This is a genomic window from Ereboglobus sp. PH5-5 (assembly GCF_029504805.1).
Taxonomy (GTDB): Bacteria; Verrucomicrobiota; Verrucomicrobiia; order Opitutales; family Opitutaceae; genus Ereboglobus.
Genome location: NZ_JAQFIT010000002.1, coordinates 24,726 through 39,484 on the forward strand (window position 1 = coordinate 24,726; position 14,759 = coordinate 39,484).

At 59.4% G+C, this 14,759-nt stretch carries 11 protein-coding genes; 6 read left to right on the forward strand and 5 right to left on the reverse strand.

Annotated features, from left to right (window positions below; all coding sequences use genetic code 11):
- Positions 1–22: 22 nt before the first annotated feature.
- From M2103_RS01335 to rrtA, 4 genes are all read right to left on the reverse strand, one after another.
- Complete coding sequence (locus M2103_RS01335) at positions 23–2,818, reverse strand: tetratricopeptide repeat protein (RefSeq protein ID WP_277508250.1); 2,796 nt, start codon at positions 2,816–2,818, stop codon at positions 23–25.
- Positions 2,815–3,975, reverse strand: coding sequence for a glycosyltransferase family 9 protein (locus M2103_RS01340; RefSeq protein ID WP_277508251.1), 1,161 nt, complete (start codon positions 3,973–3,975; stop codon positions 2,815–2,817). The genes M2103_RS01335 and M2103_RS01340 overlap by 4 nt, the downstream gene beginning before the upstream one ends.
- 174 nt (positions 3,976–4,149) lie before the next feature.
- Entirely contained in the window at positions 4,150–5,037 is an 888-nt protein-coding gene (locus tag M2103_RS01345) for an NTP transferase domain-containing protein (RefSeq protein WP_277508252.1), read from the reverse strand.
- A gap of 57 nt (positions 5,038–5,094) precedes the next feature.
- Complete coding sequence (rrtA, locus tag M2103_RS01350; RefSeq protein WP_277508253.1) at positions 5,095–5,784, reverse strand: rhombosortase; 690 nt, start codon at positions 5,782–5,784, stop codon at positions 5,095–5,097.
- A gap of 175 nt (positions 5,785–5,959) precedes the next feature.
- On the opposite strand from rrtA, the gene rsmA reads away from it, so the two are divergent.
- The 3 genes from rsmA (at position 5,960) to M2103_RS01365 (ending at position 8,379) form a co-directional block, all read left to right on the forward strand.
- Complete coding sequence (rsmA, locus tag M2103_RS01355) at positions 5,960–6,832, forward strand: 16S rRNA (adenine(1518)-N(6)/adenine(1519)-N(6))-dimethyltransferase RsmA (RefSeq protein WP_277508255.1); 873 nt, start codon at positions 5,960–5,962, stop codon at positions 6,830–6,832.
- Between the two features lie 82 nt (positions 6,833–6,914).
- A complete protein-coding gene (locus tag M2103_RS01360) occupies positions 6,915–7,790 on the forward strand; it encodes a hypothetical protein (RefSeq protein WP_277508256.1) in 876 nt (291 codons plus the stop codon).
- A gap of 145 nt (positions 7,791–7,935) precedes the next feature.
- Complete coding sequence (locus M2103_RS01365; RefSeq protein WP_277508257.1) at positions 7,936–8,379, forward strand: hypothetical protein; 444 nt, start codon at positions 7,936–7,938, stop codon at positions 8,377–8,379.
- A 226-nt stretch (positions 8,380–8,605) separates the two neighbouring features.
- Here M2103_RS01365 and M2103_RS01370 read toward each other — a convergent pair whose 3' ends face one another.
- The gene (locus M2103_RS01370; RefSeq protein ID WP_345783532.1) at positions 8,606–10,267 is read right to left on the reverse strand and encodes a formate--tetrahydrofolate ligase; all 1,662 of its coding nucleotides are present in this window, start codon (positions 10,265–10,267) and stop codon (positions 8,606–8,608) included.
- A 77-nt stretch (positions 10,268–10,344) separates the two neighbouring features.
- Here M2103_RS01370 and M2103_RS01375 point away from each other — a divergent pair, with 77 nt between their 5' ends.
- From M2103_RS01375 to ahcY, 3 genes are all read left to right on the forward strand, one after another.
- Positions 10,345–11,127, forward strand: a complete 783-nt coding sequence (locus tag M2103_RS01375) for a TIGR00282 family metallophosphoesterase (RefSeq protein ID WP_277508258.1) — start codon at positions 10,345–10,347, stop codon at positions 11,125–11,127.
- Positions 11,128–11,401: 274 nt separating this feature from the next.
- On the forward strand, positions 11,402–12,574 hold the full coding sequence (metK, locus tag M2103_RS01380) for a methionine adenosyltransferase (protein WP_277508259.1): 1,173 nt from the start codon (positions 11,402–11,404) through the stop codon (positions 12,572–12,574).
- Positions 12,575–12,674: 100 nt separating this feature from the next.
- Positions 12,675–14,108, forward strand: coding sequence for an adenosylhomocysteinase (gene ahcY / locus M2103_RS01385; protein ID WP_277508260.1), 1,434 nt, complete (start codon positions 12,675–12,677; stop codon positions 14,106–14,108).
- The last annotated feature ends 651 nt before the right edge of the window (positions 14,109–14,759 follow it).

Consider the following 14,759-nt stretch of genomic DNA (forward strand, 5'->3'; position numbering starts at 1 on the left):
TGCCTGGTTTTAATTGCCGCGCTTATTTATTAAGGAAGATCGACGGGATTTGCAGCGGCACGCCGGCGCTGCCCGGCACGTTCGACATCGGGAAGCGCAGGTCCTGCTGCTGGGCGGGCTGCGGCTGGGCCTTGCCAAGGGCAACCTCCAGGTTGCGGCGCGCGTCCGCGAGGTTGGGGTTGATCCTCAGCGCCTTTTGCAACGCGAGAATGGCGTCGTCGCGACGGTTCGCCTGCATGAGCGCGACACCATAGTTTGTCAGCAAGATGGCGTTGCCGCCGTCGAGACTCAGCAACCGCGTCATTGGGTCGCCGCCCATCATCTCGCACACGACGTCGAACACCTCGGTTCCATTCATCTGGCGCAGCAGGGAAAGCGCCTCGCGCTGGTCCGCCTTTATCAATTTGGCGAACAGGTCGCCTCCGCGCATTTCGAGCAAGTGCGCAAGCGGTTCGTCGCGCATGTCGAGGATCATCGATTCGTAGGCGTCGCTGCCCCGCATTTTGCGCAACGCCAAATAGGCGGCGCTGCCCTTGAGCGTGAAGATATTCCTGAACTCACCGGCGGCGTCGAGCTTGAGCAGGTCGTTGAGGATTCCTTTTTCGGCGAGCCGTTTTTCGAGAGCCGCCCCGCTCTCCTCCTTGACCAGGTTTTCGAGCGTGTCCACGGTCCTGGCCTTGCGCAAATCGTCGAGCGGATCGCTGACGCGCAACTTGATCAGCTCCTCAATCGCCGCGCCGCCTTTCAAACCGAGCACGCGTTCATGGGAGTCGCCGCATTTGGTTTTCAACAGTTTGCCCAGCGCCGCGCCGTCAGGGCTGTTGACCAAGTCGCCAATCGTCACATTACCCTGCTCGGAGAGCAGCTGTTGCAGCGTCTGGTAGCCCCTTTCCCGCAACATCTGCGTGAATTTGGGACCGCTCTCGGCCCTGAATATTTTTTCATACACTGGCGCGGCCTCGGCGCCCTGCTGAACCTGTGTCAACGCGTTGGCATAATTCACCATGAACGCGCCGATCGGCATGAGCCGCATCGCGCGCCGGAAATACGGAAGCGCCTCGGCATTGCGTCCTTTTTGGAGGAGAAGCACGCCCATGTTGTTATTCGTTTCGGCCAGATCGGGGCGCAGGCGGTTGGACTGCTGTATGTGATAATACGCCGCGTCGCGATTGCCGCTGTCGAGCAGCACCTTGCCATAGCGGCTGTGCGCCTGCCACGCGTCCGGATTTTTTGAAAGTGTGTAGCGCCACATGTTTGTCTCGTTCAGAAACACGTCGCTGTATAAATTCCCGTTGAAGGCCACCAGCACCAGCGCCGCGATGCCCGCGCCCATCGCCCACGGTTTGCCCTTGTCGGAAACGCAATCGTATAGTTTCGCCGCGCCCGCGATCATCAACCCGATCACGCCGATGACCGATATATACAGGAAGTGATCGGCCACCCAGGTGATGCGCATGTAGGACATGTCAACAAATCCGAGCACCGGCACGAGGAACCCGAAGAAAAAGCCGAGGCCGAGTATCAGGTGTTTTCCCCAAGTTTTGCGATAAACCCAGAATAAAACCACCAGCGCGATAAACGCCACCCAAGGCAAAAACATCCACAGCGGCGGGTTTTCCGGCACCTCCCATCGCGGATAAATCGGCATCAGGGGATACGGATCGAACGGCCACACGCACTGTTTTAAATAGAAGAAAATCGCCGCGCCCGCGATCACGATGCGCGACCACCAGCCGCCCACCGGAATGACCTCCGCGCCGATGGCGTTCTTGTGCTGAAAATAAACGGTGACAAGCGCGACTATTATGGCCATGGCAAAAAATGGCGCGGTGCTGAGCACAAGGTGCCTCACCGAGCGCCATTGCGGGCCTTTCCGCTTGTTCCACAGCTGGACAAGCCCCCACGTTATGCCAAGCGCGACAAGCATGCCGGCCGCGAATTTCAGGCTCCCGGAGGGCGCTATGATTTCCTTTATCAGCGAGCTTGTTGAGTTGGCTTGCGAGCTTATGGTCTCGGCCCCCACCAGCCATCTCATGGCGACGATTGTGCCGCAAGCAACAGCGGCGCAAAACGAGGCAAGCGCCATGAAAACAGGGGTGTCCCGAAGCTCCAAATTGTCGTCCTTCCACCATTTATACAATACAAACGCGAAAGGAAGCACGATGACGGCGCTCTTGCTCAGCAACGCCGCCGCGAACAACACCAGCGACGCCACAAGATTCCCCGTCTTTCCCCCCTCGTGATATTTTATAAACGTGATCGCCGAGAGCAGCATGAATATGAGCGAAATTGTGTTCTTCTGCTCCGACACCCACGCCACCGACTCGACAAGCACGGGATGAATCGCAAACAAAAGCCCGCCTATCCACGCCCACCTTATTCTTAATAATGAAAGCAATTGCCACACCAGCAGCGCGTTTATCACATGCCAGATCGAGTTTATAATATGATAACAACTGTTGTCGTATTGCCAGAGCTGCCACTCGAGCCAGAGGATCGTCGCCTTGAGCGGCAGGTAGTCGGCGCCGACATCGCCCTTCCAGATTATCTTCAGTCCGGCAAGACCGCTGCTGAGCGCGGGGTTGGCGGTGATCTCCTGGTCGTCGTCCCAGAGCCAAGTGCCGTGAAACGCCGGCGACGCCACAAACAAACCCGTCGCCACGATGATCGCCGCGTAGAGCAGAATCCTGTGCCAGTCGTGCTTCACGACCGGCGTCGGCAACGGTTCGGGCGCGGCGGTTGCGGAACCGGAGGCGGCGGGCGCGCTCTTGAGGCTGCGCGTATGTTCCGGGAACTTGCGGGATGATTTGTCGTTCATTGAAGATGGGCGGTGCGTTGTTTGTATACGGAGCAAACCGTGTCGAACACTTGCGACACAGGGATGTTTTTCATGCAGAGATTGTTGTTGCAGGCGGTCTGGCGGTTGTTCCACGCGTTGATGCACGGCGAGCAGGCGAGGCCGAGCCAGATGTTGTGATTGCGCGGGCTGAGCGTGCCGAAGAGCAACGGCGTTTCGGGACCGAACAGCACAACCACATCGACCGGCGTGAGCGCCGCGAAATGCGCGGGGCCGCTGTCGTTGGTGACGAGAATTTCCGCCAGTCCGTAGACAATCAGGAGCTGGCGCAGCGTCGTCCTGCCCGCGAGCGAGAAACAGCGCGCGTCATTCACCTCGGCGACGAGTTTTTCGATTTTTTCCGCCTCAGAGGGGCCGCCGGTGAACGCAATCGCGACATCGGAATGCGTTTCCAAAAGCCGCCGCGCGAGCGCGACATAGTTCGAGTTTTCCCATCGGCGCAGGGGCATCAGGTCGCTCGCGTTGGCGTTGAGCAAAATGACGCGGCGCGTGCGTCCGGAGGCGTCCGCGCCCGCGAGCTCGCGAAGCATCGCGGCAACCTCCTCGCGCTCGGAATCCTCCGGCTTGAAATGCGCGAGCGACATCTCCGCGGGCGCCGCGAATCCAAACGTCGGAAACGCGCCGGGATCGTTGTCGAGCGCGCGCACGAGCGAAAGAAACGTCTTCGACGCGTGCATGTGCGAATTATACAACACGCGATGCGTGCACAGATTTCCGCGATACGGCCCCTCGCCAAAATAACAGTGAAAACCGACGCGCATCCGCGTGCCCATCATGTAGGCGATGATGGCCGACGCGCGCGCAAAAAACTCCATGTCGATGCACACGTCGATTTTGCGACGGCGGATTTCCCGCAAACGCGAAAGGCAGCTCGTCACCATCGACACCGCCGACTTCGTGCGAATCGTAAGCACATTCTCGCGCGGAATCAGGTCCATCACATCAAGGATGAACCGGTTTTCCTCGAACATGAGGAAAAAAACGTTCTCCCTGCCCACCTTCGCGACGGCCTGCCGGATGGCCTCGTTTGCGAGAACCGTCGAGCCCTGCTCGGCGAGTTTCAGAAAAATAATGCTCTTGGGCTCCGTTTTTATGTCGGGCCTGAAAATCAAATCCATGAGCCAGCGCCAAAAGGTAAAACAGGCGCAGACATACGGAAACACCCATCCGTCAATTTGTTGCAATCGTTTAGTTTGGGCGCTTGGTCGGCTCATGGATAGTGGGCATGCAAATGGAAAAGCGTGTAAAATACGTGAGAACGGCCCTTTGAAAAGACCGAAAAGCGGGCAAAATCAAAACAGCGTCCCCGGATACTCGCCTCGAGCCACGAGCTCCCGAATCGAGGCGACCACGCCGGGCTTGTCCGCCGGATACGTTATGCCAAACCAATCGCTGTCCGCCGTGAACGCGCGCACGCGCAACCCGCCCCGCCCGACCAGTGCCGCGACTGCCGCGGGCAAATAAAACTCATCCTGGCTTCCCTCAGCGTAAGTTTCATCGCGCCGCAGGAACGCCGTGAGCTGCCCCTCCAGCGCGTCAAAAAATCCCGGCAAAAAGCCCCAGCAATTCATCGAAACCGTTTCGTCGCCGGAATACTTTTTCCCCTCCCCTCCCCCTACTTCCGCCGCCGCGATTTTTGTGTGCTCGACAACATCGCGCAACCATCCGTCCGCCGAAACCTCGCACATGCCTCGCGACACCGTGCCGTTTTCCGAAAGCGTCCGCGACAGCTTGAACCCCACCAGCGCCGCCTCGCCCTCGCTCGCCGCCGTCAAAAACCCGGTCAACTTCCGAAACGCGTCCGCGCCGTAAAAATCATCCGCGTTGATCACCGCGAAAGGCTCCCGAACCTCGCCGCGCGCGCACCAAGTCGCATGCCCCGTGCCCCAGGGCTTCGCGCGCCATGACGGCACTCCAAACCCCGGCGGCAAATCGTCCATCGCCTGAAACGCATACCCCACCTCGATGCGCCCGTCATACTTCGCGCCGACCTGCGCGCGAAAAACCTCCTCAAAATCGCGGCGAATGACAAACACCACGCGCCCGAATCCCGCCCGGATCGCATCGAAAACCGAATAATCCAAAAGTGTTTCGCCCGACGGACCGACGGGGGCGATCTGTTTGAGCCCCCCGAAACGGGAGCCCATACCTGCGGCAAGAACGAGTAACGTGGGTTTCATAAACAGCCACCCTTGCCCAAAATGACGCGGAAGCGCAACACCAAGGAACAGCCCGGCTCAGTCCCGCGAACCCGCGCGCCCCCCGGGGCTCGCCGCCGGCCTTTTTTCCGCGGCATCGTCAGCGGCGGCCTCCGGTGTCAGCACATGCTTGCGCAACAGATTCACCACGCCCCAAAGCACGATTCCGAACGCCGCGCCGCCGATGTGCGCAATCGTCGCCACGCGGATGTTGGGATCGTCAAACTTGATCATGCCGCCCCCGCGCCCGCCGAGCCGCGCCTCGTAAATCAACTCCGCCACATGGATGCCCAGAAACACCGGCCAAAACCAGTCGCGCCACGATTGCTGCCAGCCCAAAAACGCAAGCATCACAAGCCAGCCCACGTTCGCGCCCGACAACCCGCCGTAGCGAATCATGTCCGCGTCAAAAATAAAAATCGTTGTCGTCACGGCCAGGGGCATCAGCACGAGCCAGCCCACGTTCAGCCACCAGCGATACCGGTAAACCAGCGCCCACCCGATCAAAAAATACAGCCCCGTATCCAGCGCGAAATGCACCCAACCGAAATGCACGAAATTCCCCGTCCACATCCGCCACCACTCGCCCGCAATGATCGCCAAGCGGTCGTAAACCAGCGCGCGCGCCAGCTCCGGCCACGACTGCGCGACAAGCGCCAGCACCCCGCCCGGCAAAAACAGCCACGGCAGCAAACGCGGTTTCAACAGTGATGAGAACGGCGGGATCATTTTGAAAACGCGGAGCTTGGCCGCGGATCGCGATGTTGACGACAACTTTTGCGCGTGCAACACGCCGCGCACTCGGCCAACAATCACGCCCGTATTCTTTTTCGTTTTCGCAACCGCACGGCAGCGCGCAATCGTTCCGGGCGAAGCTACAATCCGCCAAATCCAAATTTCCCGCATGCCGCTCACACCCTCCGCCACACGCGAACTTCTCGCCTCGCTCGGCCACAACCCGAAGCGCTTTCTCGGGCAAAACTTCCTTGTTGACGGCAACATTGTGCGCAAATCCCTCGAACTCGCCCAAATCGCCCCGGCCGACACCGTCGTCGAAATCGGCCCCGGCCTCGGCACGCTCACCAACGCCCTGCTCGAAACCGGCGCTCACGTTTACGCGGTCGAAAAAGACACCACGCTCCACGCCCACCTCGCCTCCACGCTCGCTCCGAAGCATCCCCAAACATTCCACCTCATCCACGGCGACGCCCTCGACCACCCCCTCGCCGGATTGGATTCAGCCCTTCAGCCATTCAGCCATTCAGCCCCTTCCATCAAAGTCGTCGCCAACCTCCCCTACGCCATCTCAACCCCGTGGATGGATGCGATTCTTTCCGGCCCGCTGCCCGAACGCATGGTGCTCATGCTCCAGCAGGAGGCCGCGCAACGCTACACCGCCGGGCCCGGCACCAAACAATACAGCGCCATCTCCATCTTTCTTCAAAACGCCTACGACATCGCGCCCGGCCACAAAGTCTCCGCCGCCTGCTTTTATCCGCGCCCCGACATCGAGTCGTATCTGCTCCACCTCGTGCGCAAGCCGCGCCCCTTTATTTTTGCGACTGAAACAAAAGCCGCCATTCGCGCCTGTTTCCAGCAACGCCGCAAACAACTCGGCGCGCTGCTTCGCGACCGCCTGCCGGACGGCGCGCGCGGCGACTGGTTCGATTATCTCGCGACCGCGGGACAATTCACCCCCAAAAGCCGCCCCGAGGAAATCCCGCCCGAACTCTGGACTCATTTCCCCGCAAATCCGCCGCCGCAGACTCGCGCTTGAAACTCCTCCGATTTTAAATCTATAAATGCGCCCTTATTTTCCGAAGCACCATAATCCCTCGTCCGGTCGCACACACACATACATGACATCCTACCTGAAAAAACTAACCGCCGTGCCGCCGGCCCTTTTTTCCCTGTTCGTTTTTGCCGCCGCGCCCGCGCTGCACGCGCAGGAGGCCGCCGCGCCCGGCATATTTGCAGATGGCCAGGAATATTACGGCGACGACGAGGAGTATCACATTTACGGATCCGTCGAGAACGACCAATACACCTCGTCCACCGGTTTTTTCCGCGTCACCATCCCCGTGCTCCCCGAGCTCGGCGGCCAGATAAACGACACGCCAAACACCGTCACCTTCCAGGATGACTACGGCGAGCACGCGACCATCGGCTGCTTTCGCATGAACGACGAGCTGCGCGCCGAGGAAACCAAGCGCGGACGCAAGGAATTCCTCGTGTGGTTTTTCCAGCAATTCATCCAGCGCGATTTCACCCGCAACGTCCCCGGCACCAGCACCGAGCCCAACGCCCGCTTCATCAACGGCACGCAAGGCGGCACGCTCTTCACGCAACTGCTCCTGCCCAACGGCTCCGCGTTTGCCCATCGCGTTTTTGTTTTTCCGCCCAAGTCGGGCCACGTCGCCAAGCGCGGCAATTTCATCTTCATAAACAACGGCAACATCTACGTGATCAGCATCGAGCTCGCCGAGCGCATCTTCGAGCACAGCACTTACAACAAAACCGTCACCGAGGAGGAGGCCGTCCTTCGCAGGCGCCTCAACGATTTCCTAAACCGCATCACCTTCATGGAAGCCCCGGCAAACGCATCGGCACCCGCCGGCAACATTCCCGCAACAGGCATCGCCCCCGCCCCGGCTCCCGCAGCGACACCGTCGGAAATCCCCGCCATCACGCTCCCCTCTTCCGGGCCGTCATCCTCGGGCACCTCCCTCAAATAATATCCACACGAAAATGGGAAGGTCGGCGGCAGGAATGCCTCCTCCCCGCCATGCCCACAACGGCACTCATCCCCGCCGCGCGCTCACGCCCACGCCGCGCACAAGCAATGAAAATCAACAATACTCGGCCCCTTTTTTGCCCTAAATGAAGCCATTGAATTATAAAGCAAACTTATTTGGATATTTGGTGTTATCAGGGCCGTGGGGACTTCTTGCAATTGCGTGCTTACAAAAAGTTGGTCGATTGAATGGATATGCACCAATGTCCATAATATGCTTTGTCGTTTCATTGCTGTGGGGATTTTGGCTTTTAGGCTTCCGGATACAAATCTCCGAAAAGCAGTTAGAGTATCGAGATGGATTGTATCGAAAAACAGCAATCTCTTTGAATGAAATAATCAGCGTAAAACAAGGTTGGAAAAAACAGCATTACCGATTTGGGGCCTCTTTAAAATTCAGGTCACTAATAATTAAATATAAAACTGCAGCCGGATTAAAAATATTATATATAAATCCATTACCATTTAATGGTAATGTTTCTAAGGTCATAAAAACTCTGAGCAGGATCGAGCGTGCATCCGACACCTGAAATGTTACGAACTTTTTTGGCGTCTTAAAAACTACCAATCTGGCGTCGTAGTTTTTTTTAGAGGGATAAAAATGGAGGGATGAAAATGGGGATGGGCCGAGTTTTGTTGATTTTCATTCTCCTCATGAGTTTTTGGCAGGAAAATAAGGACGCGGATTCAATGATTCGTTCGCGTTTATTGATTTACGCCCGTCAAACAGGCGCGCCGGAGAACTGGCGGACCGTGCTACGCGCCCGATATTCCCGTGATTTCGCCGTCGGGCGACACGTCGATTTTTTCGGCGCTCGGCACCCTGGGCAGTGCCGGCATGCGCATCATCCGGCCGGTGAGAGCCACGATAAATCCCGCGCCCGCCGCCAACTCGAAATCGCGCACCGTGATGCGGAACCCGCGCGGACGTCCGAGCTTCTTCTCGTCATCGCTGATCGAGTTTTGCGTCTTCGCCATGCACACGGGCAGCCCGCCAAACCCCGCCGTCTCGAACAACGCAAGCCTGTGCTCCGCCTCGGGCAGGAAATCCACCCCGTCCGCGCCATAGATTCGCCGCGCGATCGCGCCGATTTTTTCACGCACCGGCATCGAATCCGCATAAACGAACTCCAGTGGCGACAGGGTTTTCTCCGCCGCGGCGATTGATTCCACAACCGCGTTCGCCAGCTCCACCCCGCCCTCGCCTCCGCGCGCGAACACATCCGAGAGCGCGCACCCCGTGCCGTTCGCCGCGCAGAACTCGCGAACAACCGCAAACTCCTCCGGCGTGTCGGCGGGAAAGCGGTTGATCGCCACCGTCACCGGGCGCCCGAAGCTCCTCGCCGCGTCGAGATGCGCCGCAAGATTTTCAAGGCCCCGGGTGAGCGCCGCCACGTCCGTTTTCTCAAGATCGGCAAGCGCCACGCCACCGTGCATCTTGAGCGCGCGAATCGTCGCCACGAGCACAATCGCGTCCGGCGCGAGTCCCGTCTGGCGGCATTTGATGTCGATGAATTTTTCCCCGCCGAGGTCGAACGCGAATCCGCACTCCGTCACCACGTAATCCGCGTGCGCGAGCGCCATGCGCGTCGCCAGCGCCGAGTTGCATCCGTGCGCGATATTCGCAAACGGCCCGCCGTGCACAAACGCGGGCACACCCTCGGCTGTTTGCACGAGGTTCGGTTTTAACGCGTCGCGCAACAGCGCGCACATCGCGCCCGTGACGCGAAACTCCGACGCGCGCACCGGCTCGCCCTCCGCGGTGAAACCGACAACAAGCCGGTCAATCCGCGCGCGCAAATCCGCCAGCGATTCCGACAGGCAAAGCACCGCCATGATTTCCGACGCCGCCGTGATGTCGAAGCCGCCCGCGCGCTCCGTCGCCGAGTCCACTCCCGTGCGAATCGAGCGCAGCGCGCGGTCATTGCAATCAAGCACTCGCTTCCAAAGCACGCCCTCCGGCGCGAGTCGCGTTTGTTTGAAATGGAGCTGGTTGTCGATCACCGCCGCGAGCAAGTTGTGCGCCGATGTGATCGCGTGAAAATCCCCCGTGAAGTGCAGGTTGATCTCGCGCGCCGGCTGCACCGTGCTGAGTCCGCCGCCCGCCGCGCCGCCCTTGCGCCCGAACACCGGCCCCATCGAGGGCTGCCTCAACGCCAGCGCGGCGGAGCGCCCGGTTTTTTTGATGCCCTGCGCGAGCCCGATCGACGTGACCGTTTTGCCCTCGCCCGCGGGGGTCGGCGTGATCGCCGAAACGAGGATAAGTTTCCCGTTTTTCGGACGGCGCGCCCGCGCCGCGTCGAGCGCTGCCAGCGAAACCTTCGCCTTGTCGTTGCCGTAAAGCGAGAGGTGGTCTTGGTTGATGCCGATTGAACGTGCGAGGTCGGTGATGGGAATCATGGGTAAAATATTGGTTATTTTGCGAGGGAATCGGCGTAAATCGACTCAAATCGATTTGAATCGATTTACGCCGATTCTCACGCATGTTTTCCCCCATGTTAAAACTTCTCTTCATTGGTGACATCGTCGGAAAACCCGGGCGCGCAATTGTGATTGAAAAACTCGCCTCGCTGCGCGCCGAGCGCGCCATCGACTTTGTCGTCGCCAACGCCGAGAACTCCGCCGCCGGCTCGGGCATCACCGGCGCAATCGCCAAAACACTCCTCGCATCGGGCGTGGATGCCATCACGCTCGGCGACCATGTGTGGGATCAAAAAGGCTGGGAACACGATATCGGCGCGCTCGACCGCGTTTGCCGCCCCGCCAACCTTCCCGCCGCGTGTCCCGGACGCGAATATGTCATCCTCGAAGCCGGGGGTTTCCGCCTCGGCGTGACGACGATGCTTGGCCGCCAGTTCGTGGGAATGAAAGCCGAATGCCCGTTCCTCGGTGCCGAGCGCGTCCTGCGCGAGCTTGAGGACAAAACCGACGGTGTCTTTGTTGAAATCCATGCCGAGGCCACGTCCGAAAAACAAGCGATGGGCTGGCATCTCGACGGACGCGCCGTCGCCGTGCTCGGCACGCACACGCACGTCCCCACCGCCGACGCATCCGTGCTGCCCGGCGGCACGGCGTTCATGTGCGACGTGGGAATGACCGGCCCCTACGCGTCGGTGTTGGGCCGCGAAGTGAAACCGGTGCTCGGACGCTTCCTCGACGGCATGCCGCGCCGCTTCGAAGTGGCCGAGGGCGATGTGCGCATGTCAGCCGCGCTGGTGACATTCGACCCCGCAACCAAACGCGCGGTATCGTGCGAATTGATAACGGTGAAAAGCTAACCGGCGCGCGTTCTCGAACTGCGCACGCGCTTCGAGCATCATCCGCTGTTTTTGTTTTTTGCATGGGATGGGTTCAACGCCATGCATGATTCGGTGTTTTTTACCGTCTTCGTTGTGGCGCGGCAAAAATGACAGTCCCGTTTACAGCGAGTAAGATGACATGGGAAATTTCACTCATCAAAAACGCATCACGGAATCCGCATACGTTGATGCTATTGCCTTGCGCTCCCACGAAAACGCCGCACCTTCTTGCGCAACTTTTCTCATTTCTATCATGGCTAAAACATTCGTATTCTCATCCGAGTCCGTTGGCGAGGGGCACCCCGACAAAGTCGCCGACTATATTTCCGACAGCGTCCTCGACGCCTGTCTCGCCCAGGACAAAACCTCCCGCGTCGCCTGCGAAACCATGGTCAAGTCCAACGTCGTCATCCTCGCCGGCGAGATCACCACCAAGGCCAGGCTCAACTACGAAACCATCGTCCGCGACGCCATCCGCGAAATCGGTTACACAAACAAAGACGACGTCTTCCACGCCGACACCGTTTTCATCAACAACTACCTCACCAGCCAGTCGCCCGACATCGCCCAGGGCGTCGACAAACGCAAAGCCAAGGGCAAGAAAACCGCCGAGCAAGGCGCCGGCGACCAGGGGCTCATGTTCGGCTACGCGTGCGACGAAACGCCCGAGCTCATGCCGCTCCCCATCATGCTCGCCCACCGCCTCGGACGCGAACTCACCAAAATCCGCAAAACCGGCGGCAAAAAATGGGCGTGGCTCCGTCCCGACGCCAAATCGCAAGTCTCCATCCGCTACGAAAACGACCGCCCCGTCGAAGTCGTCAACGTCGTCATCTCCACGCAGCACACCGCCGACGTCGAGCATGCGCAAATCGAGTCCGCCCTCATCGACAACGTCATCCGCAAAGTCATCCCCGCCGACCTCCTCAACGGCAACACCCAGTATCTCATCAACCCCACGGGCCGCTTTGTCGTCGGCGGCCCGCAAGGCGACTCCGGCCTCACCGGACGCAAAATCATCGTCGATTCCTACGGCGGCTGGGGCCGCCACGGCGGCGGCGCCTTCTCCGGCAAGGACCCCTCGAAAGTTGACCGCTCCGCCGCCTACATGGCGCGCTGGGCCGCCAAAAACATAGTCGCCGCCGGCCTCGCCAAATACGCCGAGCTCCAGCTCGCCTACGCCATCGGCTACCCGCACCCGGTCAGCGTGTTCGTTGACACCTTCGGCACCGGCAAAGTCGGGGACGAAAAAATCGCCCGCGCCGTCCAAAAAGTTTTCAGCTTCAAACCCGCCGACATCATCAAGCAACTCAACCTCCTGCGCCCGATCTACCGCGAGACAACCAACTACGGCCACTTCGGCAAAGCCGGCCTCCCGTGGGAGCAAACCAACAAAACCGCCGCCCTCCGCGCCGCCGTCAAATAAGTGAGTTTTGGATTTGGGGTTGCTCAAGCGTCATCCGGAAATCCTTCGGAGCGGTGGTTCCCAATCCAAAATCCAAAATCGAAAATCCAAAATAAAAATCATGTCCAAGCCCGCCTTCTCAATCACGTCCAAGTATCACGTCCGCGACATCGCGCTCGCCCCCTGGGGCCGCAAGGAAATCTCCGTCGCCGAGCACGAAATGCCCGGCCTCATGGCCATCCGCAAAAAATACGGCGCGTCCGCCAAAAAACCGCTCGCCGGCGTGCGCATCATGGGATCGCTCCACATGACGATCCAGACGGCCGTGCTCATCGAAACGCTCAAGCACCTCGGAGCCAGCGTTCGCTGGGCCTCGTGCAACATCTTCTCCACGCAAGACCACGCCGCCGCCGCCATCGCCAAAAGCGGCGTGCCCGTCTTCGCATGGAAAGGCGAAACCCTCGAGGACTACTGGGACTGCACCCTGCGCGCCATCACCTTCCCCGGCGGCAAGGGCCCGCAACTCATCGTCGATGACGGCGGCGACGCCACCCTCCTCATCCACAAAGGCTGCGAACTCGAGGAAGGCTCCGACTGGGTCAACACCCCCTCCGCCTCGCACGAGGAGCAAGTCATCAAAAACCTCCTCAAGCGCGTTCACAAAACGAACAAAAATTTCTGGCGCCCCATCGCCGCCGAATGGCGCGGCGTCTCCGAGGAAACCACCACCGGCGTGCACCGCCTCTACCAAATGCTCGACGCGAAAACCCTCCGCGTCCCCGCCATCAACGTCAACGACTCGGTGACCAAGTCCAAGTTCGACAACCTCTACGGCTGCCGCGAATCCCTCGCCGACGGACTCAAGCGCGCCACCGACGTCATGATCGCCGGCAAAGTCGCCTGCGTGTGCGGCTACGGCGACGTCGGCAAAGGCTGCGCCCACTCCCTGCGCGGCTTCGGCGCGCGCGTCATCGTCACCGAAATCGACCCCATCAACGCCCTCCAGGCCGCGATGGAAGGCTTCGAGGTCAACACCACCGAAAGCACCCTCGGCACGGCCGACATCTACGTGACGACCACCGGCAACCGCGACGTCATCACGCTCGAGCACATGAAGCGGATGAAAGACCAGGCCATCGTCTGCAACATCGGCCACTTCGACAACGAAATCCAAGTCAGCCGCCTCTACGCCGAGAAAGGCGTGAAGCGCATCACCATCAAGCCGCAATACGACCAGTTCGTATTCCCGAATGGACGCAGCATCTATCTCCTCGCCGAAGGCCGCCTCGTGAACCTCGGCTGCGCGACCGGCCACCCGAGCTTCGTGATGTCAAACAGCTTCACAAACCAGACGCTCGCGCAAATCGACCTCTGGCAAAACCGCGACCGTTACGAAGTCGGAGTGTATCGCCTGCCGAAGCACCTCGACGAGGAAGTCGCGCGCCTGCACCTGGAAAAAATCGGCGTCAAGCTCACCAAGCTCACCAAGCAACAAGCCGCCTACCTCGGCGTCCCGGTGAACGGCCCCTACAAACCGGAGCACTACCGGTATTGACCCCTGGGAGCGCCCACTCCGCCATGTGCTCGTTGTAAAACGCGCTGCACAGCGAGGTGATTCTCACCGCGCGCTCCTGCGTCAACGCCTTCATGGCCAGCGCCCGCGCATCCGACATCTTCAGCGCGCGAATCAGGTGGGTATTTCACAGCCGTTCAGCCCCAACCCGGCGATGCCGGATGCATGACGCGGGTTTGAACCCGTGATCGACGTCCGTCGGTGTCGGACGACACGGGGTATTTGTCCGCAATTTTGAACATGTAAAAAATGCGGACAATTCTTTCGTTCACGACACATTTCGCGGCGAAGTTTTCGCGGGCGTAACTTATTGCGCACAAATATCTTTTATCAGGACAGAAACGTCTGGAGAGATCATGACTGCCCCGGCACATCCGAAAGATTCAACCAGTCTCCTAAGCGACGATACAAATCGAATATACCAAATTATCTCAACCGCCCCTGCCTGCCATGTCCCGCAAGCGGGGCGCAGTAAAATTATGCTACTGTCCAATAAAACACGATGTCACAGGACGAGTGCTCGTTATTAAAACTTCGCATAAAAGCGTCTGAAATTAAAAAAACGACGTTCAGGGCAATGAATTATTAAAAAAATTTATTAAAATCACCGTCATATTGACATATAAATAAAAT

Excerpts from the sequence above, each read along its gene's own strand:
- M2103_RS01335 (WP_277508250.1), bottom strand. The coding sequence starts at position 2,818 with ATGAACGACAAATCATCCCGCAAGTTCCCGGAACATACGCGCAGCCTC.
- M2103_RS01340 (WP_277508251.1), bottom strand. The coding sequence starts at position 3,975 with ATGGATTTGATTTTCAGGCCCGACATAAAAACGGAGCCCAAGAGCATT.
- M2103_RS01345 (WP_277508252.1), bottom strand. The coding sequence starts at position 5,037 with ATGAAACCCACGTTACTCGTTCTTGCCGCAGGTATGGGCTCCCGTTTC.
- rrtA (WP_277508253.1), bottom strand. The coding sequence starts at position 5,784 with ATGATCCCGCCGTTCTCATCACTGTTGAAACCGCGTTTGCTGCCGTGG.
- rsmA (WP_277508255.1), top strand. The coding sequence starts at position 5,960 with ATGCCGCTCACACCCTCCGCCACACGCGAACTTCTCGCCTCGCTCGGC.
- M2103_RS01360 (WP_277508256.1), top strand. The coding sequence starts at position 6,915 with ATGACATCCTACCTGAAAAAACTAACCGCCGTGCCGCCGGCCCTTTTT.
- M2103_RS01365 (WP_277508257.1), top strand. The coding sequence starts at position 7,936 with ATGAAGCCATTGAATTATAAAGCAAACTTATTTGGATATTTGGTGTTA.
- M2103_RS01375 (WP_277508258.1), top strand. The coding sequence starts at position 10,345 with ATGTTAAAACTTCTCTTCATTGGTGACATCGTCGGAAAACCCGGGCGC.
- metK (WP_277508259.1), top strand. The coding sequence starts at position 11,402 with ATGGCTAAAACATTCGTATTCTCATCCGAGTCCGTTGGCGAGGGGCAC.
- ahcY (WP_277508260.1), top strand. The coding sequence starts at position 12,675 with ATGTCCAAGCCCGCCTTCTCAATCACGTCCAAGTATCACGTCCGCGAC.